Raw genomic sequence first — 22,870 nt, forward strand, 5'->3', positions numbered from 1 at the left:
CTTCCGATCTGGGACACGCTGCAAGTACATCCATGTAAGCTCGATGGCGCCATCCATGGCGCCAACGGTCCCGCCGCCCCACCCCGGCCCAACCCTCTCGTTCTTCAACGCATCGGACAGCAAGAGCATTGTTGTTATCGGCTTGGAAAGAGGGGTCAGATCCCTTTTCCTGCGGAAAAGGGATCTGACCCCGGAAGCCGTCGGCTGTTGCTTTTGCTTCTGCTTTTTTCTTTTGATCTTCCGTGGCTGACGCGCACTGAAGCTGTCAGAGGTCAGGCGGGGTGGGCTGCGCAGGGGCGTGAGCCGCATGGATGCGGCGACCGAGCTTACACGGACGTACTTGCAGCGTCCCCTGCGTGGCCCACCCCGCCCGGCCACGCGCGGCTGTTGCTTTCATGACCCCTCCACCAGCCACGAGGGGCTCCGCCGTTGGCCGTATCCGCGCCGAAGGCGCGATAATGACCGGATGGAAACCGTCCGCATCGCCACCCGCAAGAGCCCGCTCGCCCTCTGGCAGAGCGAACACGTCGCCGACCGCCTGCGCCAGGCCCACCCCGGGCTGCATGTGGAACTGGTGCCGATGAGCACCCGCGGCGACGAAGTGCTCGACCGTTCGCTGGCCGCCATCGGTGGCAAGGGCCTGTTCCTGAAGGAACTGGAGCTGGCCATGCTGCGTGGCGAGGCCGACTGCGCCGTGCATTCGCTGAAGGATGTGCCGATGGAACTGGATGCGCCGTTCGCGTTGCCGGCAATGCTGACCCGTCACGATCCCGCCGATGGCTTCGTCTCCAACCTGTACGCCTCGCTGGACGCGCTGCCGATCGGTGCGCGGGTCGGGACCTCGTCGCTGCGTCGCCAGGCGCAGCTGCGCGCGCTGCGACCGGATCTGGAACTGCTCGACCTGCGCGGTAACGTCAACACCCGGCTGGCCAAACTCGACAACGGTGGCTACGACGCCATCGTGCTGGCCGTGGCCGGCCTGGAGCGTCTGGGTCTCGGCGAGCGCATCGTCGCACGCCTGCAACCGCCGCAGTGGCTGCCGGCCCCGGCGCAGGGCGCGGTGGCGGTGGAGTGCGATGGTGGCAATGCGCGTCTGATGGCGTTGTTCGCCCCGCTTGATGACGCGGCCACGCGTGCCTGCGTGGAAGCCGAGCGGGCGATGAATCGTGCGTTGCACGGCAGCTGCCACGTGCCGGTGGCGGCCATCGCGCAGTGGCAGGGCGATGACCTGCACCTGCAGGGGCTGGTTGGCAGCGCCAGCGACGGCCGTGCGGTGCGCGCCGAAGCCGTGGGCCCAGGCAGTGATCCGGAAGCGCTGGGCCAGCAAGTGGCGAAGATGCTGCTGGATGCCGGTGCCGGCGAACTGCTGAACGTCTGAGCCATCGCAGGTCGTGCCGGCCAGCGGCCGGCACCACCGGAAGAAGAACGGGAGCCCTTGGCGCCCGTTTCTTACTTGAACTTGTAGACCACGTTCATCGTGGTCAGCGTATCGGTCTTGCGCTTGTCCTCGGCCACGTCACTGTTGTAACGCGCCTGCCAGCCGGCCTTCAGCGCCAGGTGCTCGTTCATGCTCACCGACACGCCGAAGTCGTTCTGGCCGAAGGTGTTGTACGAACCGGATTCGACCAGCAGGGTGTTGACCAGGTCGGTGTTGTCGGTCAGCGAGTACTTCATGTCGAACAGGCCGCGGCCGATCATGCCGGTGCGGGTGCGGTCGTCCTCGGTGCTGTGGGTGCGGCGCACACCGGGGCCGATCTGCGCGTCGAACGAGAAGCGCTCGGTGTTCCACAGGCGGGTGCCGTAACCCAGACCGAACGAGCTCTGGCGGTCGTAGGTGGCGAAGTCGTCGCGCTCGGTACGCACCGTGGCCGTCAGCTGGCGGTGCTCGCCCAGCTGCAGCGCGCTGCCGGCACTGCCGGTGTAGCGGTTGGCGGTGGTGTTGTTGCGGCGGGTGGTGGTGCCGTCGTCGCGGGTCTCGGTCACCTTGGAGCTGGAGCGCAGGCCGGCCAGGTCCATGCTGTGCACCCAATCGCCGTCGGTGTAGCGCAGGCGCAGGCGGCCGTTGAAGCTCTCGGTGCTGCTGTTGCCGCGTGCCGAGGCGAAGCCGAGCTCGCCGCCACTGCCGCTCCACGGCGAAGACATCGCCGCCAGTTCGGAGGCATCCTGTGCATACGCGAGCGGCGCGCACAGCAGCAGGGGGATCAGCAGGGACACGCGCAGGGACATCGGGGCTTCTCCGAAGCGGTTGACAGCCGGTGATGATACTGGAAGCGTGATGGCGGTCAGAATCGATCCAAGGCGCGCTTCAGCAGACGTTGCCGCGGACGCCTATTCAGGGCAGATCGATACGCAATGCCGGGTCGTTGAAGCGCGAATAGCGCAGGCGCAGCTGGAAATTGCGGCCATTGCTGCTGCCGCTGCGCACGATCTGCCGTGGCAGGCCCTGGGCGTCCACCCAGTACTCCAGGCGTTCGCCGGCCTGCGCGCCGCGCAGGCGGTAGTGACGGGTCTCGACTCCATCCAGCGATTGGCTGCCCAGGTCTTCGGCCTGCAGTTCGGCAGTCAGGGCGTCGGCCGGCAAGGGGTTGCGCCACTGCTCCAGCAGGCCCGGCGGGGTGGGAACCTGGCGGATCGCACCGTCGGCCTGCAGGAACATGGTGTCGCCAATGATCGTCTGCGGCCCGCCCGGGGTCTGCACCCGGAAGCGGTCGGGGGCGACGAAGTCCATGGCACTGCGCACCGGCTGCGGCGCGCCCAGCACCTCCAGCTCGGCATGGAAACTGCCCAGGGCCGCAAAGCGTTGGCTGGCGCCCAGTACGGCCTGGGCCGGATCGGCCGCGGGCACGGGAGCTTCGGTCCTGGCCGGCGCCGGTGCGCGATCGCAGGCAGCCAGCAGCAGGCAGGCCAGCAGGGACAGGGCGGGCAACCGGCGCATCGGGCATTCCATGGGGGTGGGGGCGACCACGATAGCCCAAACGTCCCACACAAGACCCGCGACTCGGACATAATCGGGGGTATGGACCGATACGAACGCATCACCGCCCTGCATCGTCTGCTCAAGTCCGCGCGCTATCCGGTGACGGTGGCGACCCTGCAGGACAAGCTCGGTTGTTCCCGTGCCACCGTCTACCGCGACCTGGCCTTCCTGCGCGATGCGCTGATGGCACCGATCGAGGGCGACGGCGAGGCCGGCTTCCGCTATCAGGCCGACGAGAGCGACCGCTTCGAACTGCCTGGCCTGTGGCTCAGCTCGGAGGAGCTGCACGCCCTGCTGGCCTCGCAGCACCTGCTGGCGCGTACCGGCGGCGGCGTGCTGTCCTCGGTGCTGGCGCCGCTGCAGCAGCGTATCGAGAGCCTGCTGGCTGCCCAGGCCGGTGTCTCCAACTGGCCGGTGGACCGTGTGCGGGTAATCCCGCACCGCGGCCGCAAGTTCGATGAAGGCAGCTTCCGCAGCGTGGCCTCGGCGGTGCTGGAGCGCCGCCAGCTGGCGTTCGAGTACCGTGCCCGTTCCACCGACGAGCCGACCAAGCGCACCGTCTCGCCGCAGCGCCTGACCCATTACCGCGACAACTGGTACCTGGATGCCTGGGACCATGACCGCGAAGCCCTGCGCAGCTTCGCCGTGGACCGCATCCACAAGGCGCGCGTGGTCGACAGCACTGCCCGTGACGTCGCCGACAGCGAGCTGGACGAGCAGCTGGGTGCCAGCTACGGCATCTTCTCCGGTGCGCCGAAGGGCTGGGCGACCATCCTGTTCAGTGCCAAGGCCGCGCGCTGGGTGGCCGACGAGCATTGGCACTCCAAGCAGCAGGGCCGCTTCCTGGCCGATGGCCGCTATGAACTGAAGGTGCCGTACAGCGTCTCCCGCGAACTGCTGATGGACGTGCTGCACTACGGCTCGGATGCCGAGATCGTCGAGCCGGTGATGCTGCGCGAGCAGGCCAAGGCGCTGCTTGAGCTGGCCCTGAGCAACTACGAAAAATCCTGACACTCCCCCCGAGAACTCCTCCGCCCATGAAGAAGACCCTGTTGCTGCCCCTGCTCGCCGCTGCGCTGGCCCTGACCGCCTGCGGCAAGTCCGGCGAGCCCTCGCAGAAGCTGGTGGTGGCCGCCACGGCCGTGCCGCATGCCGAGATCCTTGAGGTGGTCAAGCCGATCCTCAAGCAGGAAGGCGTGGACCTGGACGTGCGCGTGTTCAACGACTACGTGCAGCCCAACGACCAGCTGGTGCAGAAGCAGGTGGACGCCAACTACTTCCAGACCGAGCCGTACCTGGATGCCTACAACCGCGATCGCAAGACCGATCTGGTGAAGGTGATCGGCGTGCATATCGAGCCGTTCGGTGCCTATTCGCGCAAGGTCAAGTCGCTGGCCGAGCTGCGCGACGGTGCCGACGTGGTGATCCCGAACGACCCGAGCAACAACAGCCGCGCGCTGATCCTGCTGCACAAGGCCGGCGTGATCGAGCTGAAGGATCCGGCCAACGCGCTGTCGACCCTGCGTGACATCACCGCCAACCCGAAGAACCTGAAGTTCCGCGAGCTGGACTCGGCGATGCTGCCGCGCGTGCTGGACCAGGTCGACCTGGCCCTGATCAACACCAACTACGCGCTGGATGCGGGCCTCAACCCGACCAAGGATGCACTGGCGATCGAGAGCAAGGACTCGCCGTACGTGAACTTCCTGGTCGCGCGGCCGGACAACAAGGACGACGCCCGCGTGCAGAAGCTGGCCAAGGCCCTGACCAGCCCGCAGGTGAAGGCTTTCATCGAGACCAGGTACAAGGGCGCGGTGCTGCCGGCGTTCTGACCGGCGCTACGGGCGTTCTGGCCATGCGGTCGTGCCGGCCGCTGGCCGGCAATCTGCAAACGCCGCCAAAGATCGGGGGGTTGCCGGCCAGCGGCCGGCACGACCTTCAGTCGACGTGGAAGGCGAGGGTGGCCGCTACGGCCTGCTGCCAGCCTGCATACAGTTTCTCGCGCCGCGCCACTTCCATCTGTGGCTCGAAGCGCCGGTCCAGGCCCCATTGCGCGGCGATCTGCTCGCGGCTGGACCAGAACCCGACGGCCAGACCGGCCAGGTAGGCCGCGCCCAGCGCGGTGGTCTCGGTCAGCCGCGGCCGCAGCAGAGGCACCCCAAGGATGTCGGCCTGGAAGCCGGCCAGGAAATCGTTGCCGATCGCACCGCCGTCGGCGCGCAGTTCGGTCAGCGCGATGCCGGCATCGGACTGCATCGCATCAAGCACGTCGCGGGTCTGGTAGGCCATCGCCTCCAGCGCGGCACGCACGAAGTGTGCCTTGCGGGTGCCACGGGTCAGGCCGAACATCGCGCCGCGCACATCGCTGCGCCAGTAGGGCGCGCCCAAGCCGACGAATGCCGGCACCAGATACGCGCCGCCGCTGTCCGGCACCTGCGCGGCCAGTGCCTGGCTGTCGCTGGCACGCTCGATCATGCGCAGGCCGTCACGCAGCCACTGCACCACCGAGCCGGCGATGAAGATCGAGCCTTCGAGTGCATATTCCACGCGCCCGTCCAGGCCCCAGGCAATGGTCGTCAGCAGGCCGTTGCGCGAGCGCACCGCCTGCGTGCCGGTGTGCATCAGCATGAAGCAGCCGGTGCCATAGGTGTTCTTGACCATGCCCGGCTGGAAGCAGGCCTGGCCGAACAGCGCCGCCTGCTGGTCTCCGGCGATGCCGGCGATCGGGATCGGGTGGTCGAAGAAGAACTGCGGCCGGGTGTGCGCATACACCGTGCTGGAATCGCGCACCTGCGGCAGCATCGCGCGGGGTATGTCCAGCAGCGCCAGCAGGTCGTCATCCCAGTCCAGCGTGTGGATGTTGAACAACAGGGTGCGTGCGGCGTTGCTGTAGTCGGTCACATGCGCCTGGCCGCCACTGAGGTTCCATACCAGCCAGCTGTCGATGGTGCCGAACAGCAGCTCGCCACGCTCGGCGCGTTGCTGCGCACCTTCCACGTGGTCGAGGATCCAGCGCACCTTGGTGGCGGAAAAATAGGCGTCGATCAGCAGGCCGGTGCGTTCGCGGACCAGTGCCTCATGCCCGTCGCACTTCAGTCGCTCGCAGATGGCATGGCTCTGCCGCGACTGCCAGACGATGGCATTGTGGATCGGCTGGCCGCTGGCGCGGTCCCAGACCACGGTGGTCTCGCGCTGGTTGGTGATGCCCAGCGCGGCGATATGACGCGGGTCGATCTGTTCGCGGCTGAGCAGTTCGGTCAGCGTGGCATAGACACTGGTGAGGATCTCGCGCGGGTCATGCTCGACCCAGCCGGGTTGCGGGAAGATCTGCGCGAACTCGCGCTGCGCACTGCCGACGATGTCGCCAGCACGGTCGAACAGGATCGCGCGCGAACTGGTGGTGCCCTGGTCGATGGCCAGCACGTAGCGGGGCGTCATGCAGCGTCTCCGGTGGCGATGGGGAAATCCTAATGCATCGATCGCGTCGCGCGCGGCCACCCTGGTAGCTGCCAACCTTGGTTGGCACACGCGGCAACACGGGGGTCAGAGCCCTTTCCCTGGGAAAGGGATCCGACCCCCCATCCACGCCTGCAGCCGCGCCACCTGCGCCGCATCCAGCCGCAGCCCCAGCTTGCTCCGCCGCCACAGCACGTCCTCGGCATTCAAGGCCCATTCGTGGTCGCGCAGGAAGTCCACTTCGCGGGCATGCAGGCCGCCGCCAAACTCCTCGCCAAGATCGCCCTTGCCCTGAGCGCCCTGCAGCAGCTCCGCGCTGCGGCTGCCGTAGGCGCCGGCCCAGCGGCGCGCAATCTCTGCGGGCAGCCACGGTGCCAGTGCCTGCAGGCGCGAGCACGCCTGCGTGGCGTCGCCCCAGTCGCTGCCCGGCAGTGGGTGGCCCGATGCCGTCCATGCCGGTCCCATCTGCGGCAGGGCGGGGCGCAGCAGGTCCAGCGCTTCTTCGGCCAGCACGCGGTACGTGGTCAGCTTGCCGCCCAGCACATGCAGCGCGGGCGCCGGGCTGGACTGCAACTGCAGGCGGTAGTCACGGCTCAGCTTCGCTGCACGCGGATCGGGATCGGCAAGTAGCGGGCGTACCCCTGCGAACTGCCAGACCACGTCCTGCGGGGTGATCGGCTCGCGCAGGTAGTGGTTGGCGGCCTCGCACAGGTAAGCCACCTCCGAAGGCAGCACGCTGCACCGGGCCGGGTCGCCGCGGTAGTCGGTGTCGGTGGTGCCGACCAGCAGGTGGTCGTGGGCGAACGGCAGCAGGAACACCACGCGGCCATCGGGCTGCTGAAGCAGGCAGGCGCTGTCGTCGGGCCAGGGCCGGCGCAGCACGATGTGGCTGCCCTGTACCAGGCGCAGGGCGGGGCCGCCATCGCGCGCCTGCATACGTTCCAGCAGGCCTCCTGCCCAAGGGCCGGCTGCATTGGCAACGGCCTGGGCGATCACCGTTTGCTGCCGGCCGTCGGTGGCTTCCAACGTGGCCTGCCAACGGCCCAGCACAGGGCGCAGTTCAATGCAGCGGCTGCGCACATGTACCCGTGCGCCACGCCGGGCGGCATCCAGCGCATTGAGCAGTACCAGCCGCGCGTCATCGACCTGTGCATCGGCGTAGCTGAAGGCCTGCCGCAGCGCCGGGGAGAGCCAGGGGCCAAGCGGGTCGCGTTGCAGGTCCAGTGCGCGCGAGGCGGGAAAACTCGGGCTGCGCCCGCCCAGATGGTCATACAGCCACAGGCCCGCGCGCAGCATCCAGCGCGGTCGCAGGTGGGGTTCCCATGGCAGTACGAAGCGCAACGGACGGACCAGATGGGGGGCCTGCCGCCGCACCACTTCGCGTTCACCCAGTGCCTTGCGCACCAGTCCGAACTCGCCCTGTTCAAGGTAGCGCAGGCCGCCGTGGATCAGTTTGCTGCTGGCGCTGGAGGTGTGCGCGGCCAGGTCATCCTGCTCGCACAACAGCACCCGCAGGCCGCGGCCGGCCGCATCACGGGCGATGCCGGCGCCGTTGATGCCGCCACCGATCACCAGCAGGTCGACGTCGTCCATCGCGTCTCCGTGTCCTGTGTGTGCGTAGAGTCGACTGACAGTCGACTCTACAGAACGCGGGTGACGGAAACGACGACGGGCCCCGCAGGGCCCGTCGCGTTACATCCGTGAAGCCGGTGCTGCCTGGATCAGAAGCGGGCACCGATGCCGAAGCCGACGGTCCACGGATCCATCTTGGCTTCGCCGATCTTCTCACCGCCGACCTTCACGTCCGGACGCGAACGCATGTAGCGGGCATCGGCACGGGCGAACCAGGTGGAGTTGATGTTCATGTCCACGCCGACGGTGCCGATCACGCCCTTGGCGTCCTTGAGGCGGATGTCGGAGCTGCTGCCGTCGGCCAGCGTTTCATTGCTGAAGCTGGACTGGTAGTAGCCCACGCCCACGAACGGACGGAACACGTTGTCAGCCTGGCCGAAGTGGTACTGGCCGCTCAGCGCGACCGGCTGCTGCTCGACGTTGCCCAGGCGGGCATTGTTCGGGCCCTTCACCTTGTGGTCGAACTTGTCGGCGGCGCCCCACAGTTCAACGGCCCAGTTGTCGTTGATGAAGTAGCTGAAGCTGACGGTCGGCGCCGGGCCACCATCGACCTTCTTGATGCCGTCGATCGGATCATTCTTCGGCTGCAGCAGCGCGACGCCGCCAACCACGGCAAAATGCTTGCCCGAAGCGGTATCGGTGGAGCTGCTGTCCTGGGCGAAAGCGGCCGGCGCGAAGGCGGCGGAGGTCAGCAGGGCGAGACTCAGGATACGGATGGAGCGCATGGGGGTATCTCCTAATGTTTCTTGTTTTGGGCCCCCGGTTGCGGGGCGAGCACACCGTAGTCGCCTCAACATGAATCGAATCCGACGCGCGTTAAAAAATAGTTTTCCTTGTTCAGCGATCAGCGCGAAAAGCCTGTATCCATGGGGTTTCTGGTCGTCAGTGGCATTCATTCAGTTGGAGAAGATGTGAGCGCGGCAACGCTGTGCGTCGGCCTGCAAGCGCAGGTGAACGTGGATTGCAGGGTACTGCTGCTGGGTTCGATGCCAGGCGTGGCATCCCTCCAGGAGCAGCGTTACTACGCGCATCCGCGCAACCGCTTCTGGCCGCTGATGGCCGATATCTGCGGTTTCGACGCGGCTCTGCCCTATGTGCAACGGCTGCAGGCGTTGAACGCCGCGGGCATCGGCCTGTGGGATGTGATCGGCCGCTGCGAGCGGCGCGGCAGCCTGGATGCCGACATCGTGCGTGGCACGGAAGTGGCCAATGCGCTGCCGGAACTGATCGCCACGCTGCCTGAGCTGAAGCTGATCGGCTGCAATGGTGGTGCGTCGCTGCAGGCGTTCCAGCGCTGGGTGCTGCCACGGCTGGAAACCCCGCCGAAGCTGGTCGCATTGCCGTCGACCAGCCCTGCCAATGCGGCGTGGTCGTTGCCGCGCCTGCGCCAGGCCTGGCAGCCGGTGGCCGACGCGCGGGCGACATGAAGCGGACATCGTCCGGACAATACGCTACCGACTGGTCGCGGCCGCGACCCATTGGCAACAGCCTGTCCCGGCTGCGTGCGTACTGAAAACACCTGTAACGGTTGGCGCTGGACCCCGCTGGCCGCACAATAGACGTTTCCCTACACCAGATTGCCGGAGTTATCCCGATGGCCGAAATCAAGGAAGCACTTGTCCCCGATATCGGTGACTACAGCGATATCCCGGTAATCGAGGTGCTTGTCGCCGTCGGCGACACGGTCAAGAAGGACCAGGGCCTGGTGACGCTGGAAAGCGACAAGGCGACCATGGAAGTGCCGTCCTCGGTGGCTGGTGTGGTCAAGGAACTGAAGGTCAAGGTCGGCGACAGCCTGTCCGAAGGCAAGGTCGTGGCCCTGATCGAAGTGGCCGCAGGCGAAGCCGAAGCCGCCAAGCCGGCGGCCGCCGCGCCGGCACCGGCCAAGGCCGCTGCCCCGGCTGCCGCCACCCAGAGCGCACCGGCCCCGGCCGCAGCTGCGCCGGCCGCCCCGGCTGCCAGCGGTGGTGCGGTTGAAGCGCTGGTGCCGGATATCGGCGACTACTCCGGCATTCCGGTCATCGAAGTGCTGGTCGCCGTCGGCGACACGGTCAAGAAGGACCAGGGCCTGGTCACGCTGGAAAGCGACAAGGCCACCATGGAAGTGCCGTCGTCGGTGGCCGGCGTGGTCAAGGAGATCAAGGTCAAGGTCGGCGACACTCTGTCGCAGGGCAATGTGGTCGCCATCATCGAAGCCGAGGGCGCTGCCGCGCCGGCGCCGACCAAGGCGGCCGCTGCGGCCGCTCCGGCTGCCGCCGAGACCGCCACCAAGGTCGAGCCGGTCGCTGTGCCGGTGCAGCCGGACAAGCTGGCGGCCCGCGAGATCGCCTCGGCCGGTACCCCGTCCAGCCCGCCGGTGCAGTTCAACGCCGATGGCGTGCTGCCCGCCAAGGTGCCGTATGCCACCCCGGCGGTGCGTGTGTTCGCCCGCGAACTGGGCGTGGACCTGCTGCAGATCAACGGCACCGAGAAGGGTGGCCGCATCACCAAGGGTGACGTGCAGAAGTTCGTCAAGGCCGCCCTCAGCGGTGGCGTGCCGGCTGCCGGCGGTGCTGCTGTCGCTGCCGGTGGTGGCCTGAACCTGCTGCCGTGGCCGAAGGTCGACTTCAGCAAGTTCGGCGAGACCGAAGTGCAGCCGCTGTCGCGCATCAAGAAGATCTCGGGTGCGAACCTGGCCCGCAACTGGGCGATGATCCCGCACGTCACCCAGTTCGAGCAGGCCGACATCACCGACCTGGAAGGCCTGCGCGTGGCGCTGAACAAGGAGAACGAGAAGGCCGGCATCAAGCTGACCATGCTCGCCTTCCTGATCAAGGCCAGCGCCGCAGCGCTGAAGAAGTTCCCGGAGTTCAACGCCTCGCTCGATGCCAGCGGTGAAAACCTGACCCTGAAGAAGTACTTCCACATCGGCTTCGCCGCCGACACGCCGAACGGCCTGGTCGTGCCGGTGATCCGCGACGTGGACAAGAAGGGCGTGGTGCAGATCGCGCAGGAAACCGGCGAACTGGCCAAGAAGGCGCGCGACGGCAAGCTCGGCCCGGCCGACATGAGCGGCGGCTGCTTCTCGATCAGCTCGCTGGGCGGCATCGGCGGCACCGCGTTCACCCCGATCGTCAATGCACCGGAAGTGGCCATCCTCGGTGTCTCCAAGTCGTCCATCCAGCCGGTCTGGAACGGCAAGGAATTCGCACCGAAGCTGATGCTGCCGCTGTCGCTGAGCTACGACCACCGCGTCATCGACGGCGCCCTGGCCGCACGCTTCACCACGTACCTGTCCCAGGTACTGGCCGACATGCGCCGCGTGCTGCTGTAAGGCACCCGCTTCGCCCCCACCGTGCGGCCGCAGCCCCTGGCGCGGCCGCGTGAACAGATGCAGTGACAGCCCACCGGCCATGCCGGGCGGGCATGAGGAAAACCCACCATGGCCACGATTGAAGTCAAGGTTCCCGACATCGGCGATTACAGCGATGTGCCGGTGATCGAAGTGTTGGTCGCCGTCGGCGACACGGTGAAGAAGGACCAGGGTCTGGTAACCCTGGAATCGGACAAGGCCACCCTGGAAGTGCCGTCCTCGGCTGCCGGCGTGGTCAAGGAGATCAAGGTCAAGCTGGGCGACACCCTGTCCGAAGGCGCCGTGGTCGTGGTGCTGGACGCTGAAGGCGCCGCCGAAGCCCCGGCCAAGGCCGCTGCGCCGGCTCCGGCTGCAGCCGCTCCGGCCAGCAAGCCGCCGGTGACCCCGTCGCACCGCGCCCCGGCCGAACCGGCTGCGCCGAAGCCGGCGCTGTCCAGCGGCAAGCCGGCCGACATCGAATGCGAGATGGTCGTGCTGGGCTCGGGCCCGGGCGGCTACACCGCCGCCTTCCGCGCTGCCGACGTCGGTCTGGATACGGTGCTGGTCGAACGCTACGCCAGCCTCGGCGGCGTCTGCCTCAATGTGGGCTGCATTCCGTCCAAGGCGCTGCTGCACGCCGCAGCGGTCATCGACGAAGTGGCCCACGCGGGTGATTTCGGCGTCGAATTCGGCAAGCCGACCATCACTCTGGACAAGCTGCGCGAGTACAAGGAAAAGGTCGTCAACCAGCTGACCAAGGGCCTGGCCGGCATGGCCAAGCAGCGCAAGGTCCGCAGCGTGCAGGGCGTCGGCAAGTTCATCTCGGCCAACGAGCTGGAAATCACCGCTGCTGACGGCAGCACCCAGCTGCTGCGCTTCCAGAAGTGCATCATCGCCGCCGGTTCGCAGGCGGTGAAGCTGCCGAACTTCCCGTGGGACGACAAGCGCGTGATGGATTCCACCGACGCGCTGGAGCTGGCCGAAGTGCCGGGCTCGCTGCTGGTCGTCGGCGGCGGCATCATCGGCCTGGAAATGGCCACCGTGTACAGCGCGCTGGGCAGCAAGGTCACCGTGGTCGAGTTCATGGACCAGCTGATGCCGGGCGCCGACAAGGACCTGGTCAAGCCGCTGGCCGACCGCCTGAAGAAGCAGGGCATCGAAGTGCACCTGAAGACCAAGGCCTCGGGCGTCACCGCCGATGCCAAGGGCATCACCGTCACCTTCGAAGCCGCCGAGGAAGGCCAGGCGCCTGCGCTGGCGCAGGGCACCTTCGACCGCGTGCTGGTGGCCGTGGGCCGCTCGCCGAACGGCAGGAAGATCGATGCCGAGAAGGCCGGCGTGCAGGTCACCGACCGTGGCTTCATCCCGGTCGACCGCCAGATGCGCACCAACGTGCCGCACATCTTTGCCATCGGCGACATCGTCGGCAACCCGATGCTGGCCCACAAGGCCACGCATGAGGGCAAGCTGGCCGCCGAAGTGGCTGCTGGGCACAAGAAGGAATGGGTGGCCCGCGTGATTCCGTCGGTGGCCTATACCAACCCGGAAATCGCCTGGGTTGGCGTGACCGAGACCGAAGCCAAGGCCAAGGGCCTGAAGGTCGGCGTGGCCAAGTTCCCGTGGGCCGCCAGTGGCCGCGCGATCGGCATCGGCCGCACCGAGGGCTTCACCAAGCTGATCTTCGACGAAGAAACCCACCGCATCATCGGCGGTGCGATCGTCGGCGTGCACGCCGGTGATCTGCTGGCCGAGATCGGCCTGGCCATCGAGATGGGTGCGGAGGCGGAAGACATCGGCCACACCATCCATGCCCACCCGACGCTGAGCGAGTCGGTGGCGATGGCGTCGGAAATCTACGACGGCACGATCACCGATCTGTACATGCCGAAGAAGAAGTAAGGCGCCCGCGCCGTTCCGAACGAAAAGCCCTGGCATCTGCTGGGGTTTTTTGTTTCTCCGCTCCGGATTTTTGCGAGCGGTGGGGCCGCTGCGCGGGTGGCAGGCGTTTGGACAAATGTCCCCCGCCGCCCGCCTGCGGCGGTCGCCTCCTCCTTTACTTTGTCCAAACGCCTGCCACCCGCGCAGCGGCTCGGCTTGCGGATAGTCAGAGCCAGTGCCAAAGCCGCCCGGATTCCTGACACGCGGGGGGAGAGGGGCTTGTGTGCGAAGTAAAGGAGGAGGCGTCGGCCGTAGGCCGGCGCCGGGGGACATTCGCACGCAAGCCCCTCTCCCCCCGCGCTCGACCAACCTGCTTCTCTGCTCGACGATGCCACAAAAAACGCGGCCCCGATGTTCCGGAGGCCGCGCCAGGAGAGAGAGTGCCGTGGAAGGGGCGGGGGATCAGAACACGAAGCTGATACCGGCCACCGGGCCCTTGAATTCCTGCTTCAGGCCGACAGTACCGTCGCTGCCCTTCTTGTCCACGTCCAGCTTGAACCAGTCGTAGCCGGCGAACACGCCGAAGTTCTTGGTGAAGCGGTAATCGACGATGGCATTGGCGCGGCTCAGGTCGCCCTTGTAGTCATCGAAGCTGCCCCAGCGCGTGTTGAGGTACTGGCCCTGCAGCGTGATCATCCAGCGCTCGGACGGCGTGAAGGTCATGCGGGCGCCGACCACAGGTGCCACGCCATCGGCCTTCTCGTCGAGGAACTGGCCTTCGTACACCGTGCCCAGGTCGGCGTACCCCTTGGTGCTGACCTTGGCGTACTCGCCACCGATCTGCAGGCCGAGGTCGAAGGTGTCGGTATCAACCACCGAGTAGTCATAGACCAGGCTGGCCACCTGATACTTCAGCTCACCCTTCACGAAGCTGCCGGCCGGCACGTTCTCACCGCCGAAGGAAATGCCCTGGTCGAGGGTCTCGCGGCGGTCCTTGTCGTACTTGAAGTAGTTGAACAGGAGGCGCTGACGGTTGCTGATGCGGAACATGCCGTCGATGCGCGGCTCCCATTCCTTGCCACCCAGCTTGAAGTCCTGGTTCAGGGAGATGTCCTGGCCGGCCACGGTGGTGCTGCCGCGGAGGGTGTTGTCCGAATCGATGTTCATCGCACCCAGACGGATGGCAAAGCGGTCATCGCCTTCGGCGGCGTGGGCCGCATTGGCGAACGAGGCGCCGGCAGCGAGCAGGGAGAGGGCGAGCAGGGTGGGTACGGGGCGCATCGAAGAGTCCTTGCAGTGGTTCATCAGAATGACGGCCACTGTGCCGGACAGGCCCGTCCACCATGCGTGAACGTATGGTCCATGGCATGTGTACGGTTCAGTGCTGTCGCGACGATGCAAAAAGATGGCCCCGGAGCCGGGCTTCGGGGCCATCGTGGGACCTGCGGGGCGGAGCCGACGAGGATGCTGCAGGCAGGTCGAATGATCGGACCGGCATGTCTGACGAAAGTTCCGCAGCCTGCGACCAAAGTTCAATAGTGCGTCGCAACATGGTGCGGACGTCATTGTCCCCCTGGTGGCACGCAAAAATGTAACCGTTACCGCAACTTGCGGCTTCCAGGGATGAACAGGGAGCGGTTGTCTCGCAAATTGTCCCATTGCTATAATTTGGCGGCTCGATGAGGCCCCCCTGCTGTAGCCGCCTCAGCCCTCCACTTGCAACCACGCGGGACGTCCTGTGCTGAACTCCGTTGATGCGGGTCGGCGACTGATGCTGCGCGCCGCGGTCTACCCGCTGGCCGCAGTGGCTGTCCTGGCCCTGGCCTTCCTGCTGGTAGGTCCGAAATACGCCCTCGGCGCGCTGGCGTCCGGTGTGGCCATTTCGGCCGGTGGCTGGGTGGCGGCACGGATGGCACTGGGCGGTGGGGCACTGGCCGCAGGATCGGCGATGGCTCGCCTGATCATTGCGATCGTGGCCAAGTGGGTCGTGGTTTTCGGCGTCCTGCTGGTGGGGTTCCTGGTCTTCAAGCTGCCTGCATTGGCGCTGTTGGCCGGTATCGCCGTCGGCTTGATGTTCCAGGTCCTGGCGATGGCCAGGCGTTGACAGAATTCAATTAACTGAAGGTTCCGGACACATGGCGGGCGAGGCTCTAACCCCTACCAGCTACATCCAGCATCACCTGCACAACCTGACCGCGCCGGTCGGCAAGGGTGAGGGTATGTTCTGGCATATCCACGTCGATACCTTCCTCACCGCGGTCCTGATGGGCCTGGTGATCGTTGTCGCGTTCTGGCTGGGCACCCGCAAGGCCACCGCCGGCGTGCCGGGCAAGTGGCAGGCCTTCGTTGAAATCTGCCTGGAGTTCGTCGACCGCCAGGCCAAGGACACCTACCACGGCAAGAGCAAGCTGGTCACGCCGATCGCCATCACCATCTTCTTCTGGATTCTGCTGATGAATCTGCTGAAGATGATCCCGGCCGATTTCATCGCCAAGCCGCTGGAATGGGCGGGCGTGCACTACTGGAAGCCGGTGCCGACCGCTGACGTCAATGCCACCCTGGGCATGGCCATCAGCGTGTTCTTCCTGATGCTGTTCTTCGCGCTCAAGTCCAAGGGCCTGGGCGGCTTCATCAAGGAATTCCTGACGGCGCCGTTCGGCAAGTGGATGATGCCGTTCAACCTGATCCTCAACATCGTCGAGTGGCTGAGCAAGCCGATCTCGCTGGCGATGCGACTGTTCGGCAACATGTTCGGCGGCGAAATCGTGTTCCTGCTGATCTGGGTGCTGGGTGGTGCCGGTTTCTTCGGTGCCATTGCCGGTGGTGTGTTCGGCCTCGGCTGGATGCTGTTCCACCTGCTGGTGATCCCGCTGCAGGCCTTCATCTTCATGATGCTGTCGATCGTGTACCTGAGCCTGTCGGAAGACGCTCACTGAGTTTCAAGCTTCAACGCGTTTCAACCTTCATCCGTTTCATCACCCTTAGCAACTTAAGTTCCTGGAGATAACCATGTACTTCGCCGTCCTGACCAACTTCGCGCAGATTCAGAGCTCCACCGCCCTTGCCGTCGGCATCATGATCGGCCTGGCCGCGCTGGGCGCCGGTCTGGGTCTGGCCATCATGGCTGGTAAGTTCCTGGAGTCGGCCGCCCGCCAGCCGGAACTGATCCCGGTCCTGCAGGTCCGCATGTTCATCACCGCCGGCCTGATCGACGCCGCGTTCATCATCTCGGTCGCCGTTGGCCTGCTGCTGGCCTTCGCCAACCCGCTGTCGGCTGCCTTCGCTGGCGCCGTCACCAAGGCTCTGGCCGGCTGATACAGCGGTTTGAGACGACCGGGTGCTGATGCACCCGGTTTCGGATGAAGGCCGGATGTGCCGCTACGGCGGCGCGTCCACCCCGAAACCAGCGATCGAGCTAACCATGAATATCAATTTCACCCTTCTTGCGCAGGCGCTGGCCTTCGCTGGTCTGATCTGGATCATCGCGACCAAGATCTGGCCGCCGCTGATGAACGCGATCGAAGAGCGCCAGCAGAAGATTGCTGAAGGCCTCGCTGCTGCCGACCGCAGCCAGAAAGATCTGGCCCAGGCGCAGGAGAAGGTCAACGAAGCGCTGAAGGAAGCACGCACCAAGGCCAACGAGATCATTGATCAGGCCCACGCGCGTGCCAACCAGATCGTTGATGCTGCCCGTAACGAAGCGATCACCGAAGCCACCCGTCAGAAGGAACTGGCCCAGGCTGAAATCGACGCCGCCGCCAACCGTGCCCGTGAAGATCTGCGCAAGCAGGTGTCCGCGCTGGCCGTGACCGGTGCCGAAAAGCTGCTCAAGCGCGAAATCGACGCCAACGCCCACAAGGCGCTGCTCGACGAGCTGGCCTCGGAGATCTAAGGATGAGCCAGGCCCTCACGCTTGCCCGCCCGTACGCCCGCGCCGCGTTCGCGACCGCGCGCGACGAAGGCGCGTTCGCGCCGTGGTCGGACGCCCTGGCGTTCTCCGCCCACGTCGCCGCCGACCCGCGCGTGGCGGCCCTGCTCGCCAACCCGGAGCTGGGTCGTGACGACGCCGTCGCCCTGCTGGCGCCGGTGTCCCACGGCGAGACCTACTCGCGCTTCCTGGCCATCCTGGCCGAATCGCATCGTCTGCCGCTGCTGCCGGAGATTTCCGGCATGTTCGACGCCCTGCGCGCCGAAGCCGAGCACGTGGTCAAGGCCACCGTCACCTCGGCCGCCGAACTGTCGGCCGGTGAGCTGGACGCGATCAAGGTCGCGCTGCGCAAGCGCTTCAACCGCGAGGTCGACGTGACCACCGCGGTCGATGCCTCGCTGATCGGCGGCGCCGTGATCGACGCCGGCGACGTGGTCATCGATGGTTCGCTGAAGGGCAAGCTGGCCCGTCTGCAGACCGCGCTCGCTAACTGAATTCATTTAACGTCCGGCCCCGCTGCCGGCACTAGGACTTGACGATGGCAACCACGCTCAACCCCTCCGAAATCAGCGAACTGATCAAGAACCGCATCGAGAAGGTCAAGCTGGCCGCGGAATCGCGCAACGAAGGCACCGTGACCAGCGTGTCCGACGGCATCGTGCGCATCTTCGGTCTGGCCGACGTGATGCAGGGCGAAATGATCGAACTGCCGAACAACACCTTCGCCCTCGCCCTGAACCTGGAGCGCGACTCGGTCGGCGCCGTGGTGCTGGGTGACTACGAGCACCTGCGCGAAGGCGACGTCGCCAAGACCACCGGCCGCATTCTGGAAGTGCCGGTCGGTCCGGAACTGCTGGGCCGCGTCGTGAACGCGCTGGGCGAGCCGATCGACGGCAAGGGCCCGCTGGGCACCGACCTGACCGCTCCGGTGGAGCGTGTTGCGCCGGGCGTGATCTGGCGCAAGTCGGTCGACCAGCCGGTGCAGACCGGCTACAAGTCGGTCGACTCGATGATCCCGATCGGCCGTGGCCAGCGCGAGCTGATCATCGGTGACCGCCAGACCGGCAAGACCGCGATGGCGATCGATGCCGTGATCAACCAGAAGGGCACCGGCATCAAGTGCGTGTACGTTGCGATCGGCCAGAAGGCTTCGACCATCGCCAACATCGTGCGCAAGCTGGAAGAGAACGGCGCGCTGGCCCACACCATCGTGGTGGCCGCGACCGCTTCCGAATCGGCTGCCATGCAGTACATCAGCGCCTACTCGGGCTGCACCATGGGTGAGTACTTCATGGACCGCGGCGAAGACGCGCTGATCGTGTACGACGATCTGTCCAAGCAGGCTGTCGCCTACCGCCAGATCTCGCTGCTGCTGAAGCGCCCGCCGGGCCGTGAAGCCTACCCGGGTGACGTGTTCTACCTGCACTCCCGTCTGCTCGAGCGCGCTGCCCGCGTGTCCGAGGAATACGTCGAGAAGTTCACCGAAGGCAAGGTCACCGGCAAGACCGGTTCGCTGACCGCGCTGCCGATCATCGAAACCCAGGCCGGCGACGTGTCCGCCTTCGTTCCGACCAACGTGATCTCGATCACCGACGGCCAGATCTTCCTGGAAACCGATCTGTTCAACGCCGGCATCCGCCCGGCCGTGAACGCCGGTATCTCGGTGTCGCGCGTCGGTGGCTCGGCCCAGACCAAGATCATCAAGAAGCTGTCCGGCGGCATCCGTATCTCGCTGGCCCAGTACCGCGAGCTGGCTGCGTTCGCGCAGTTCGCCTCGGACCTGGACGAAGCGACCCGCAAGCAGCTGGAGCGTGGCCAGCGCGTCACCGAGCTGATGAAGCAGAAGCAGTACGCGCCGATGTCGATCGCCAACCAGGCACTGTCGATCTACGCCGTCAACGAGGGTTACCTCGACGACGTGCCGGTCAACAAGCTGCTGGCGTTCGAAGAAGGCCTGCACGCCCACTTCGCCAACACCCAGGGCGAGCTGGTCAGCAAGGTCAACGCCACCGGCGGTTGGGACAACGACATCGAAGGTGCCTTCAAGAAGGGCATCGCCGAGTTCAAGACCACCGGCAGCTGGTAATCGCGGTCCTGTAGAGCGGAGCCGCTGGCTCCGCTGGACCAGATGACAAACGGTTGAACAACGCGGGGCAGCAGCCCCGCGCCACGGGAAACAAGAGATGGCAAGCGGACGCGAAATCAAAACCAAGATCAAGAGCGTGCAGAACACCCGCAAGGTGACGCGCGCCCTGGAAATGGTCTCGGCCTCCAAGATCCGCAAGGCGCAGGATCGGATGAAGACCTCGCGTCCGTACGCGCAGGCGATGAAGCAGGTGATCGGTCACCTGGCCCAGGCCAGCACCGACTACCAGCATCCGTTCCTGGTCGAGCGTGAGCAGGTCAAGCGGGTCGGCTTCATCGTGATCTCCTCCGATCGCGGCCTGGCTGGCGGCCTGAACAACAACCTGTTCCGCAAGATGCTGGGCGAAGCCAAGGCATGGCAGGACAAGGGTGCGGAAGTGGACCTGGTGACCATTGGCCAGAAGGCTTCGACCTTCTTCCGCCGCGTGAAGGTCAACATGGTCGGCAGCGTGACCCACATCGGCGACGTGCCGAAGCTGGAATCGCTGATCGGTGTGATCAAGGTCATGCTCGACGCCTTCACCGAAGGCAAGATCGACCGCGTGTACCTGGTCTACAACCGCTTCGTGAACACCATGGTGCAGAAGGCCAGCTTCGATCAGCTGCTGCCGCTGCCGCCGGCTGAGAAGCAGGTCGCTCACCACGACTGGGACTACCTGTACGAACCCGATGCCGCGACCGTGCTCGAGCACGTGATGACGCGTTACATCGAGTCGCTGGTGTACCAGGCACTGCTGGAAAACGTCGCCTCCGAGCATGCGGCACGCATGGTTGCGATGAAGGCGGCGAGCGACAACGCCAACAAGCTGATCGGCACCCTGCAGCTCGTCTACAACAAGGCGCGCCAGGCAGCGATCACCCAGGAAATCTCCGAAATCGTCGGCGGCGCGGCAGCAGTCTGACCGCGTTCGTTCAAAGCACACATTAGAGGATGCAGCAATGAGTCAGGGCAAGATCGTTCAGATCATCGGCGCGGTCGTCGACGTCGAATTCCCGCGTGAATCGGTGCCGAAGGTGTACGACGCACTGAAGGTGGAAAACACCGAGATCACCCTCGAAGTCCAGCAGCAGCTGGGCGACGGCGTGGTGCGTACCATCGCCCTCGGTTCCACCGACGGCCTGAAGCGCAACCTGGTTGCCGTCAACACCGGCCGTGGCATCTCGGTGCCGGTCGGCGCCGGCACCCTGGGCCGCATCATGGACGTGCTCGGCCGTCCGATCGACGAAGCCGGCCCGGTGGCCGCCAGCGACAGCTGGGAAATCCACCGTGCGGCCCCGTCGTACGAAGACCAGTCCCCGGCCACCGAACTGCTGGAAACCGGCATCAAGGTCATCGACCTGATGTGCCCGTTCGCCAAGGGCGGCAAGGTCGGCCTGTTCGGCGGCGCCGGCGTCGGCAAGACCGTCAACATGATGGAACTGATCAACAACATCGCCAAGGCGCACAGCGGTCTGTCCGTGTTCGCCGGCGTGGGTGAGCGTACCCGTGAGGGCAACGACTTCTACCACGAAATGAAGGACTCCAACGTCCTCGACAAGGTGGCGATGGTGTACGGCCAGATGAACGAGCCGCCGGGCAACCGCCTGCGCGTCGCCCTGACCGGCCTGACCATGGCCGAGTACTTCCGCGACGAGAAGGACGAAAACGGCAAGGGCAAGGACGTCCTGCTGTTCGTCGACAACATCTACCGCTACACCCTGGCCGGTACCGAAGTGTCGGCACTGCTGGGCCGCATGCCGTCCGCCGTGGGTTACCAGCCGACCCTGGCCGAGGAAATGGGCGTCCTGCAGGAGCGCATCACCTCGACCAAGAACGGTTCGATCACCTCGATCCAGGCCGTCTACGTTCCCGCGGACGACCTGACCGACCCGTCGCCGGCAACCACCTTCGCCCACCTGGACTCGACCGTTACCCTGTCGCGTTCGATCGCCTCGCTGGGTATCTACCCGGCCGTCGATCCGCTGGACTCCACCAGCCGCCAGATGGACCCGCTGGTCATCGGCCACGAGCACTACGACACCGCCCAGCGCGTCCAGCAGACCCTGCAGAAGTACAAGGAACTGAAGGACATCATCGCGATCCTGGGCATGGACGAACTGTCCGAAGAGGACAAGCAGGCCGTGTCGCGCGCCCGTAAGATCGAGCGATTCTTCAGCCAGCCGTTCCACGTGGCCGAAGTGTTCACCGGTTCGCCGGGCAAGTACGTGCCGCTGAAGGACACCATCCGTGGCTTCAAGGCCATCGTCGATGGCGAGTACGACCACCTGCCGGAGCAGGCGTTCTACATGGTCGGCGGCATCGAAGAAGCGGTCGAGAAGGCCAAGAAGATGGCCGAGAAGGCCTGATCCGGGGCGGGCGGGAGCGATCCTGCCCGACCTGACGCCGGCGCCGGGCAACCGCCCGCGCCGGTGGACTCCCACGGTGGCATTGCGCCGCCGCGAACAGCGAAGAGATTTGCATGAGCACGATCCGTTGCGACATCGTCAGCGCCGAGCAGGAAATCTTCCGTGGCGAAGCGACCCTGGTCGTGGCCACCGGTGAGCTGGGCGAACTGGGCATCGCGCCCAAGCACGCGCCGCTGATCACCCGCCTGAAGCCGGGCAAGGTGGTGGTGACCACGCCGAATGGCGAGCAGCTGGATTTCGCCATTTCCGGCGGCATCCTGGAAGTGCAGCCGCAGGTGGTGACCGTGCTGGCCGACACCGCGATCCGCGCGCAGGACATCGACGAAGCCTCGGTCCGCAAGGCCAAGGAAGAAGCCGAGCGCATCCTGGCCAACCGCGGTGAAGCCATGGAAGTGGCCGAAGCCCAGCAGAAGCTGGCCGAAGCCGTCGTCCAGCTGCAGGCCCTGGAACGCCTGCGCAAGACCCTCAAGCACTGAGGTTCCGCGCTGCATCCACGAAAACGCCGGCCCTGCGCCGGCGTTTTTGTTCGGGTGGCTGGGTAGAGCCGACCGGGTAGATTCGACTGGGTAGAGTCGACTGTTAGTCGACTGCTCTACGTTCAGGCCGCGAAAATCCCGCCCTGCGCGCGTTAGTCGACTACCAGTCGACTCTACCAATCCCGGTCCCCAGTCCCGATCCCGATCCCGATCCTGGTGCCGTCTCAGCGATACACCACGTATCGCATCAGCAGGAACGACACACACGCCAGGCCGCCTTCCACCAGCGGTTTGGCCAGCCAGGTGTACTGCAGGCCCAGCGCATGGTCCACCAGGCTCACCAGCAATGTGCTCGCCACGGTGAGCAGCAGCCATAGGCCGAAGAAGCGTGCAAATCGCTTCCATCCCAGCTTGCGGGTGCCGGCCTCGGCAAAGGTGTAGCGGCCGTTGAGCCAGAAGCCCAGCAGCATGCCGGCCAGGCGCCCGGCGATGTTGGCCGGCGCCACGGGCATGCCCAGTGCAGTGGTGACCACGAACACGAGCCAGTCGAGCAGCAGCTGCACGAGCCCGATGACGAGGTAGGCGCTTCCCTGGCGGACGAGGCTCATCGGCATGGCGAAGGGAGGAGGGATGCCCATGTT

Annotated in this window: 22 protein-coding genes; 15 read left to right on the forward strand and 7 right to left on the reverse strand. The window is 66.0% G+C overall.

All coding sequences use genetic code 11. The features are described from left to right. Positions 1–466: 466 nt before the first annotated feature. A complete protein-coding gene (gene hemC, locus H4O10_RS20100; RefSeq protein WP_033833963.1) occupies positions 467–1,378 on the forward strand; it encodes a hydroxymethylbilane synthase in 912 nt (303 codons plus the stop codon). 71 nt (positions 1,379–1,449) lie between these two features. On the opposite strand, the gene H4O10_RS20105 is transcribed toward hemC, so the two are convergent. Then, on the reverse strand, positions 1,450–2,226 hold the full coding sequence (locus tag H4O10_RS20105) for a DUF481 domain-containing protein (RefSeq protein ID WP_005411146.1): 777 nt from the start codon (positions 2,224–2,226) through the stop codon (positions 1,450–1,452). 106 nt (positions 2,227–2,332) lie between these two features. Beyond that, a complete protein-coding gene (locus tag H4O10_RS20110; RefSeq protein WP_049404108.1) occupies positions 2,333–2,935 on the reverse strand; it encodes a hypothetical protein in 603 nt (200 codons plus the stop codon). Between the two features lie 81 nt (positions 2,936–3,016). Between H4O10_RS20110 and H4O10_RS20115 the strand changes: the two genes are divergently transcribed. Together H4O10_RS20115 and H4O10_RS20120 are read left to right on the forward strand one after the other, a co-directional pair. Beyond that, on the forward strand, positions 3,017–3,988 hold the full coding sequence (locus H4O10_RS20115) for a YafY family protein (RefSeq protein WP_005411144.1): 972 nt from the start codon (positions 3,017–3,019) through the stop codon (positions 3,986–3,988). Between the two features lie 26 nt (positions 3,989–4,014). Further along, the gene (locus H4O10_RS20120) at positions 4,015–4,809 is read left to right on the forward strand and encodes a MetQ/NlpA family ABC transporter substrate-binding protein (RefSeq protein WP_012481327.1); all 795 of its coding nucleotides are present in this window, start codon (positions 4,015–4,017) and stop codon (positions 4,807–4,809) included. A gap of 106 nt (positions 4,810–4,915) precedes the next feature. On the opposite strand, the gene glpK is transcribed toward H4O10_RS20120, so the two are convergent. From glpK to H4O10_RS20135, 3 genes are all read right to left on the reverse strand, one after another. Continuing rightward, positions 4,916–6,415 (reverse strand): glycerol kinase GlpK, encoded by a 1,500-nt coding sequence (gene glpK / locus H4O10_RS20125; protein ID WP_005411142.1) that lies wholly within the window; start codon positions 6,413–6,415, stop codon positions 4,916–4,918. A gap of 105 nt (positions 6,416–6,520) precedes the next feature. After that, entirely contained in the window at positions 6,521–8,026 is a 1,506-nt protein-coding gene (glpD, locus tag H4O10_RS20130) for a glycerol-3-phosphate dehydrogenase (RefSeq protein ID WP_049454962.1), read from the reverse strand. Between the two features lie 128 nt (positions 8,027–8,154). After that, positions 8,155–8,790, reverse strand: coding sequence for an OmpW family outer membrane protein (locus H4O10_RS20135; RefSeq protein WP_049454964.1), 636 nt, complete (start codon positions 8,788–8,790; stop codon positions 8,155–8,157). Between the two features lie 186 nt (positions 8,791–8,976). Between H4O10_RS20135 and H4O10_RS20140 the strand changes: the two genes are divergently transcribed. From H4O10_RS20140 to lpdA, 3 genes are all read left to right on the forward strand, one after another. Continuing rightward, complete coding sequence (locus H4O10_RS20140) at positions 8,977–9,492, forward strand: DNA-deoxyinosine glycosylase (protein WP_005411139.1); 516 nt, start codon at positions 8,977–8,979, stop codon at positions 9,490–9,492. A gap of 167 nt (positions 9,493–9,659) precedes the next feature. After that, entirely contained in the window at positions 9,660–11,378 is a 1,719-nt protein-coding gene (gene aceF / locus H4O10_RS20145) for a dihydrolipoyllysine-residue acetyltransferase (RefSeq protein WP_049454967.1), read from the forward strand. A 108-nt stretch (positions 11,379–11,486) separates the two neighbouring features. Then, entirely contained in the window at positions 11,487–13,295 is a 1,809-nt protein-coding gene (lpdA, locus tag H4O10_RS20150) for a dihydrolipoyl dehydrogenase (RefSeq protein ID WP_049454969.1), read from the forward strand. A 441-nt stretch (positions 13,296–13,736) separates the two neighbouring features. Here lpdA and H4O10_RS20155 read toward each other — a convergent pair whose 3' ends face one another. After that, positions 13,737–14,555 (reverse strand): hypothetical protein, encoded by an 819-nt coding sequence (locus tag H4O10_RS20155; RefSeq protein ID WP_032967007.1) that lies wholly within the window; start codon positions 14,553–14,555, stop codon positions 13,737–13,739. A 457-nt stretch (positions 14,556–15,012) separates the two neighbouring features. Between H4O10_RS20155 and H4O10_RS20160 the strand changes: the two genes are divergently transcribed. The 9 genes from H4O10_RS20160 to H4O10_RS20200 all read left to right on the forward strand — a co-directional run bounded on the left by H4O10_RS20160 (position 15,013) and on the right by H4O10_RS20200 (position 22,229). Next, the gene (locus tag H4O10_RS20160; RefSeq protein ID WP_006394654.1) at positions 15,013–15,378 is read left to right on the forward strand and encodes a hypothetical protein; all 366 of its coding nucleotides are present in this window, start codon (positions 15,013–15,015) and stop codon (positions 15,376–15,378) included. Positions 15,379–15,409: 31 nt separating this feature from the next. Continuing rightward, positions 15,410–16,210 (forward strand): F0F1 ATP synthase subunit A, encoded by an 801-nt coding sequence (gene atpB, locus H4O10_RS20165; RefSeq protein ID WP_005411134.1) that lies wholly within the window; start codon positions 15,410–15,412, stop codon positions 16,208–16,210. Between the two features lie 73 nt (positions 16,211–16,283). Further along, positions 16,284–16,589 carry a F0F1 ATP synthase subunit C gene (gene atpE, locus H4O10_RS20170; RefSeq protein WP_005411133.1) on the forward strand — a complete coding sequence of 102 codons (306 nt, stop codon included), beginning with the start codon at positions 16,284–16,286 and terminating at the stop codon, positions 16,587–16,589. Positions 16,590–16,695: 106 nt separating this feature from the next. Further along, entirely contained in the window at positions 16,696–17,166 is a 471-nt protein-coding gene (locus tag H4O10_RS20175) for a F0F1 ATP synthase subunit B (protein ID WP_005419512.1), read from the forward strand. A 2-nt stretch (positions 17,167–17,168) separates the two neighbouring features. Beyond that, entirely contained in the window at positions 17,169–17,696 is a 528-nt protein-coding gene (locus H4O10_RS20180) for a F0F1 ATP synthase subunit delta (RefSeq protein ID WP_005411131.1), read from the forward strand. A 44-nt stretch (positions 17,697–17,740) separates the two neighbouring features. Beyond that, positions 17,741–19,288, forward strand: a complete 1,548-nt coding sequence (gene atpA, locus H4O10_RS20185; protein ID WP_005411130.1) for a F0F1 ATP synthase subunit alpha — start codon at positions 17,741–17,743, stop codon at positions 19,286–19,288. 97 nt (positions 19,289–19,385) lie between these two features. After that, a complete protein-coding gene (gene atpG / locus H4O10_RS20190; RefSeq protein ID WP_005411129.1) occupies positions 19,386–20,249 on the forward strand; it encodes a F0F1 ATP synthase subunit gamma in 864 nt (287 codons plus the stop codon). 37 nt (positions 20,250–20,286) lie between these two features. Further along, positions 20,287–21,693 (forward strand): F0F1 ATP synthase subunit beta, encoded by a 1,407-nt coding sequence (atpD, locus tag H4O10_RS20195; protein ID WP_005411128.1) that lies wholly within the window; start codon positions 20,287–20,289, stop codon positions 21,691–21,693. A 113-nt stretch (positions 21,694–21,806) separates the two neighbouring features. Continuing rightward, a complete protein-coding gene (locus tag H4O10_RS20200) occupies positions 21,807–22,229 on the forward strand; it encodes a F0F1 ATP synthase subunit epsilon (protein ID WP_005411127.1) in 423 nt (140 codons plus the stop codon). A gap of 224 nt (positions 22,230–22,453) precedes the next feature. Here the strand turns inward: H4O10_RS20200 and H4O10_RS20205 are convergent, their stop codons facing one another. Beyond that, positions 22,454–22,837 carry a GtrA family protein gene (locus H4O10_RS20205; protein WP_024957075.1) on the reverse strand — a complete coding sequence of 128 codons (384 nt, stop codon included), beginning with the start codon at positions 22,835–22,837 and terminating at the stop codon, positions 22,454–22,456. Positions 22,838–22,870: the final 33 nt, after the last annotated feature.

The sequence above is a fragment of the Stenotrophomonas sp. I18B00994 genome, assembly GCF_014145825.1.
Classification (GTDB): Bacteria; Pseudomonadota; Gammaproteobacteria; order Xanthomonadales; family Xanthomonadaceae; genus Stenotrophomonas; species Stenotrophomonas maltophilia.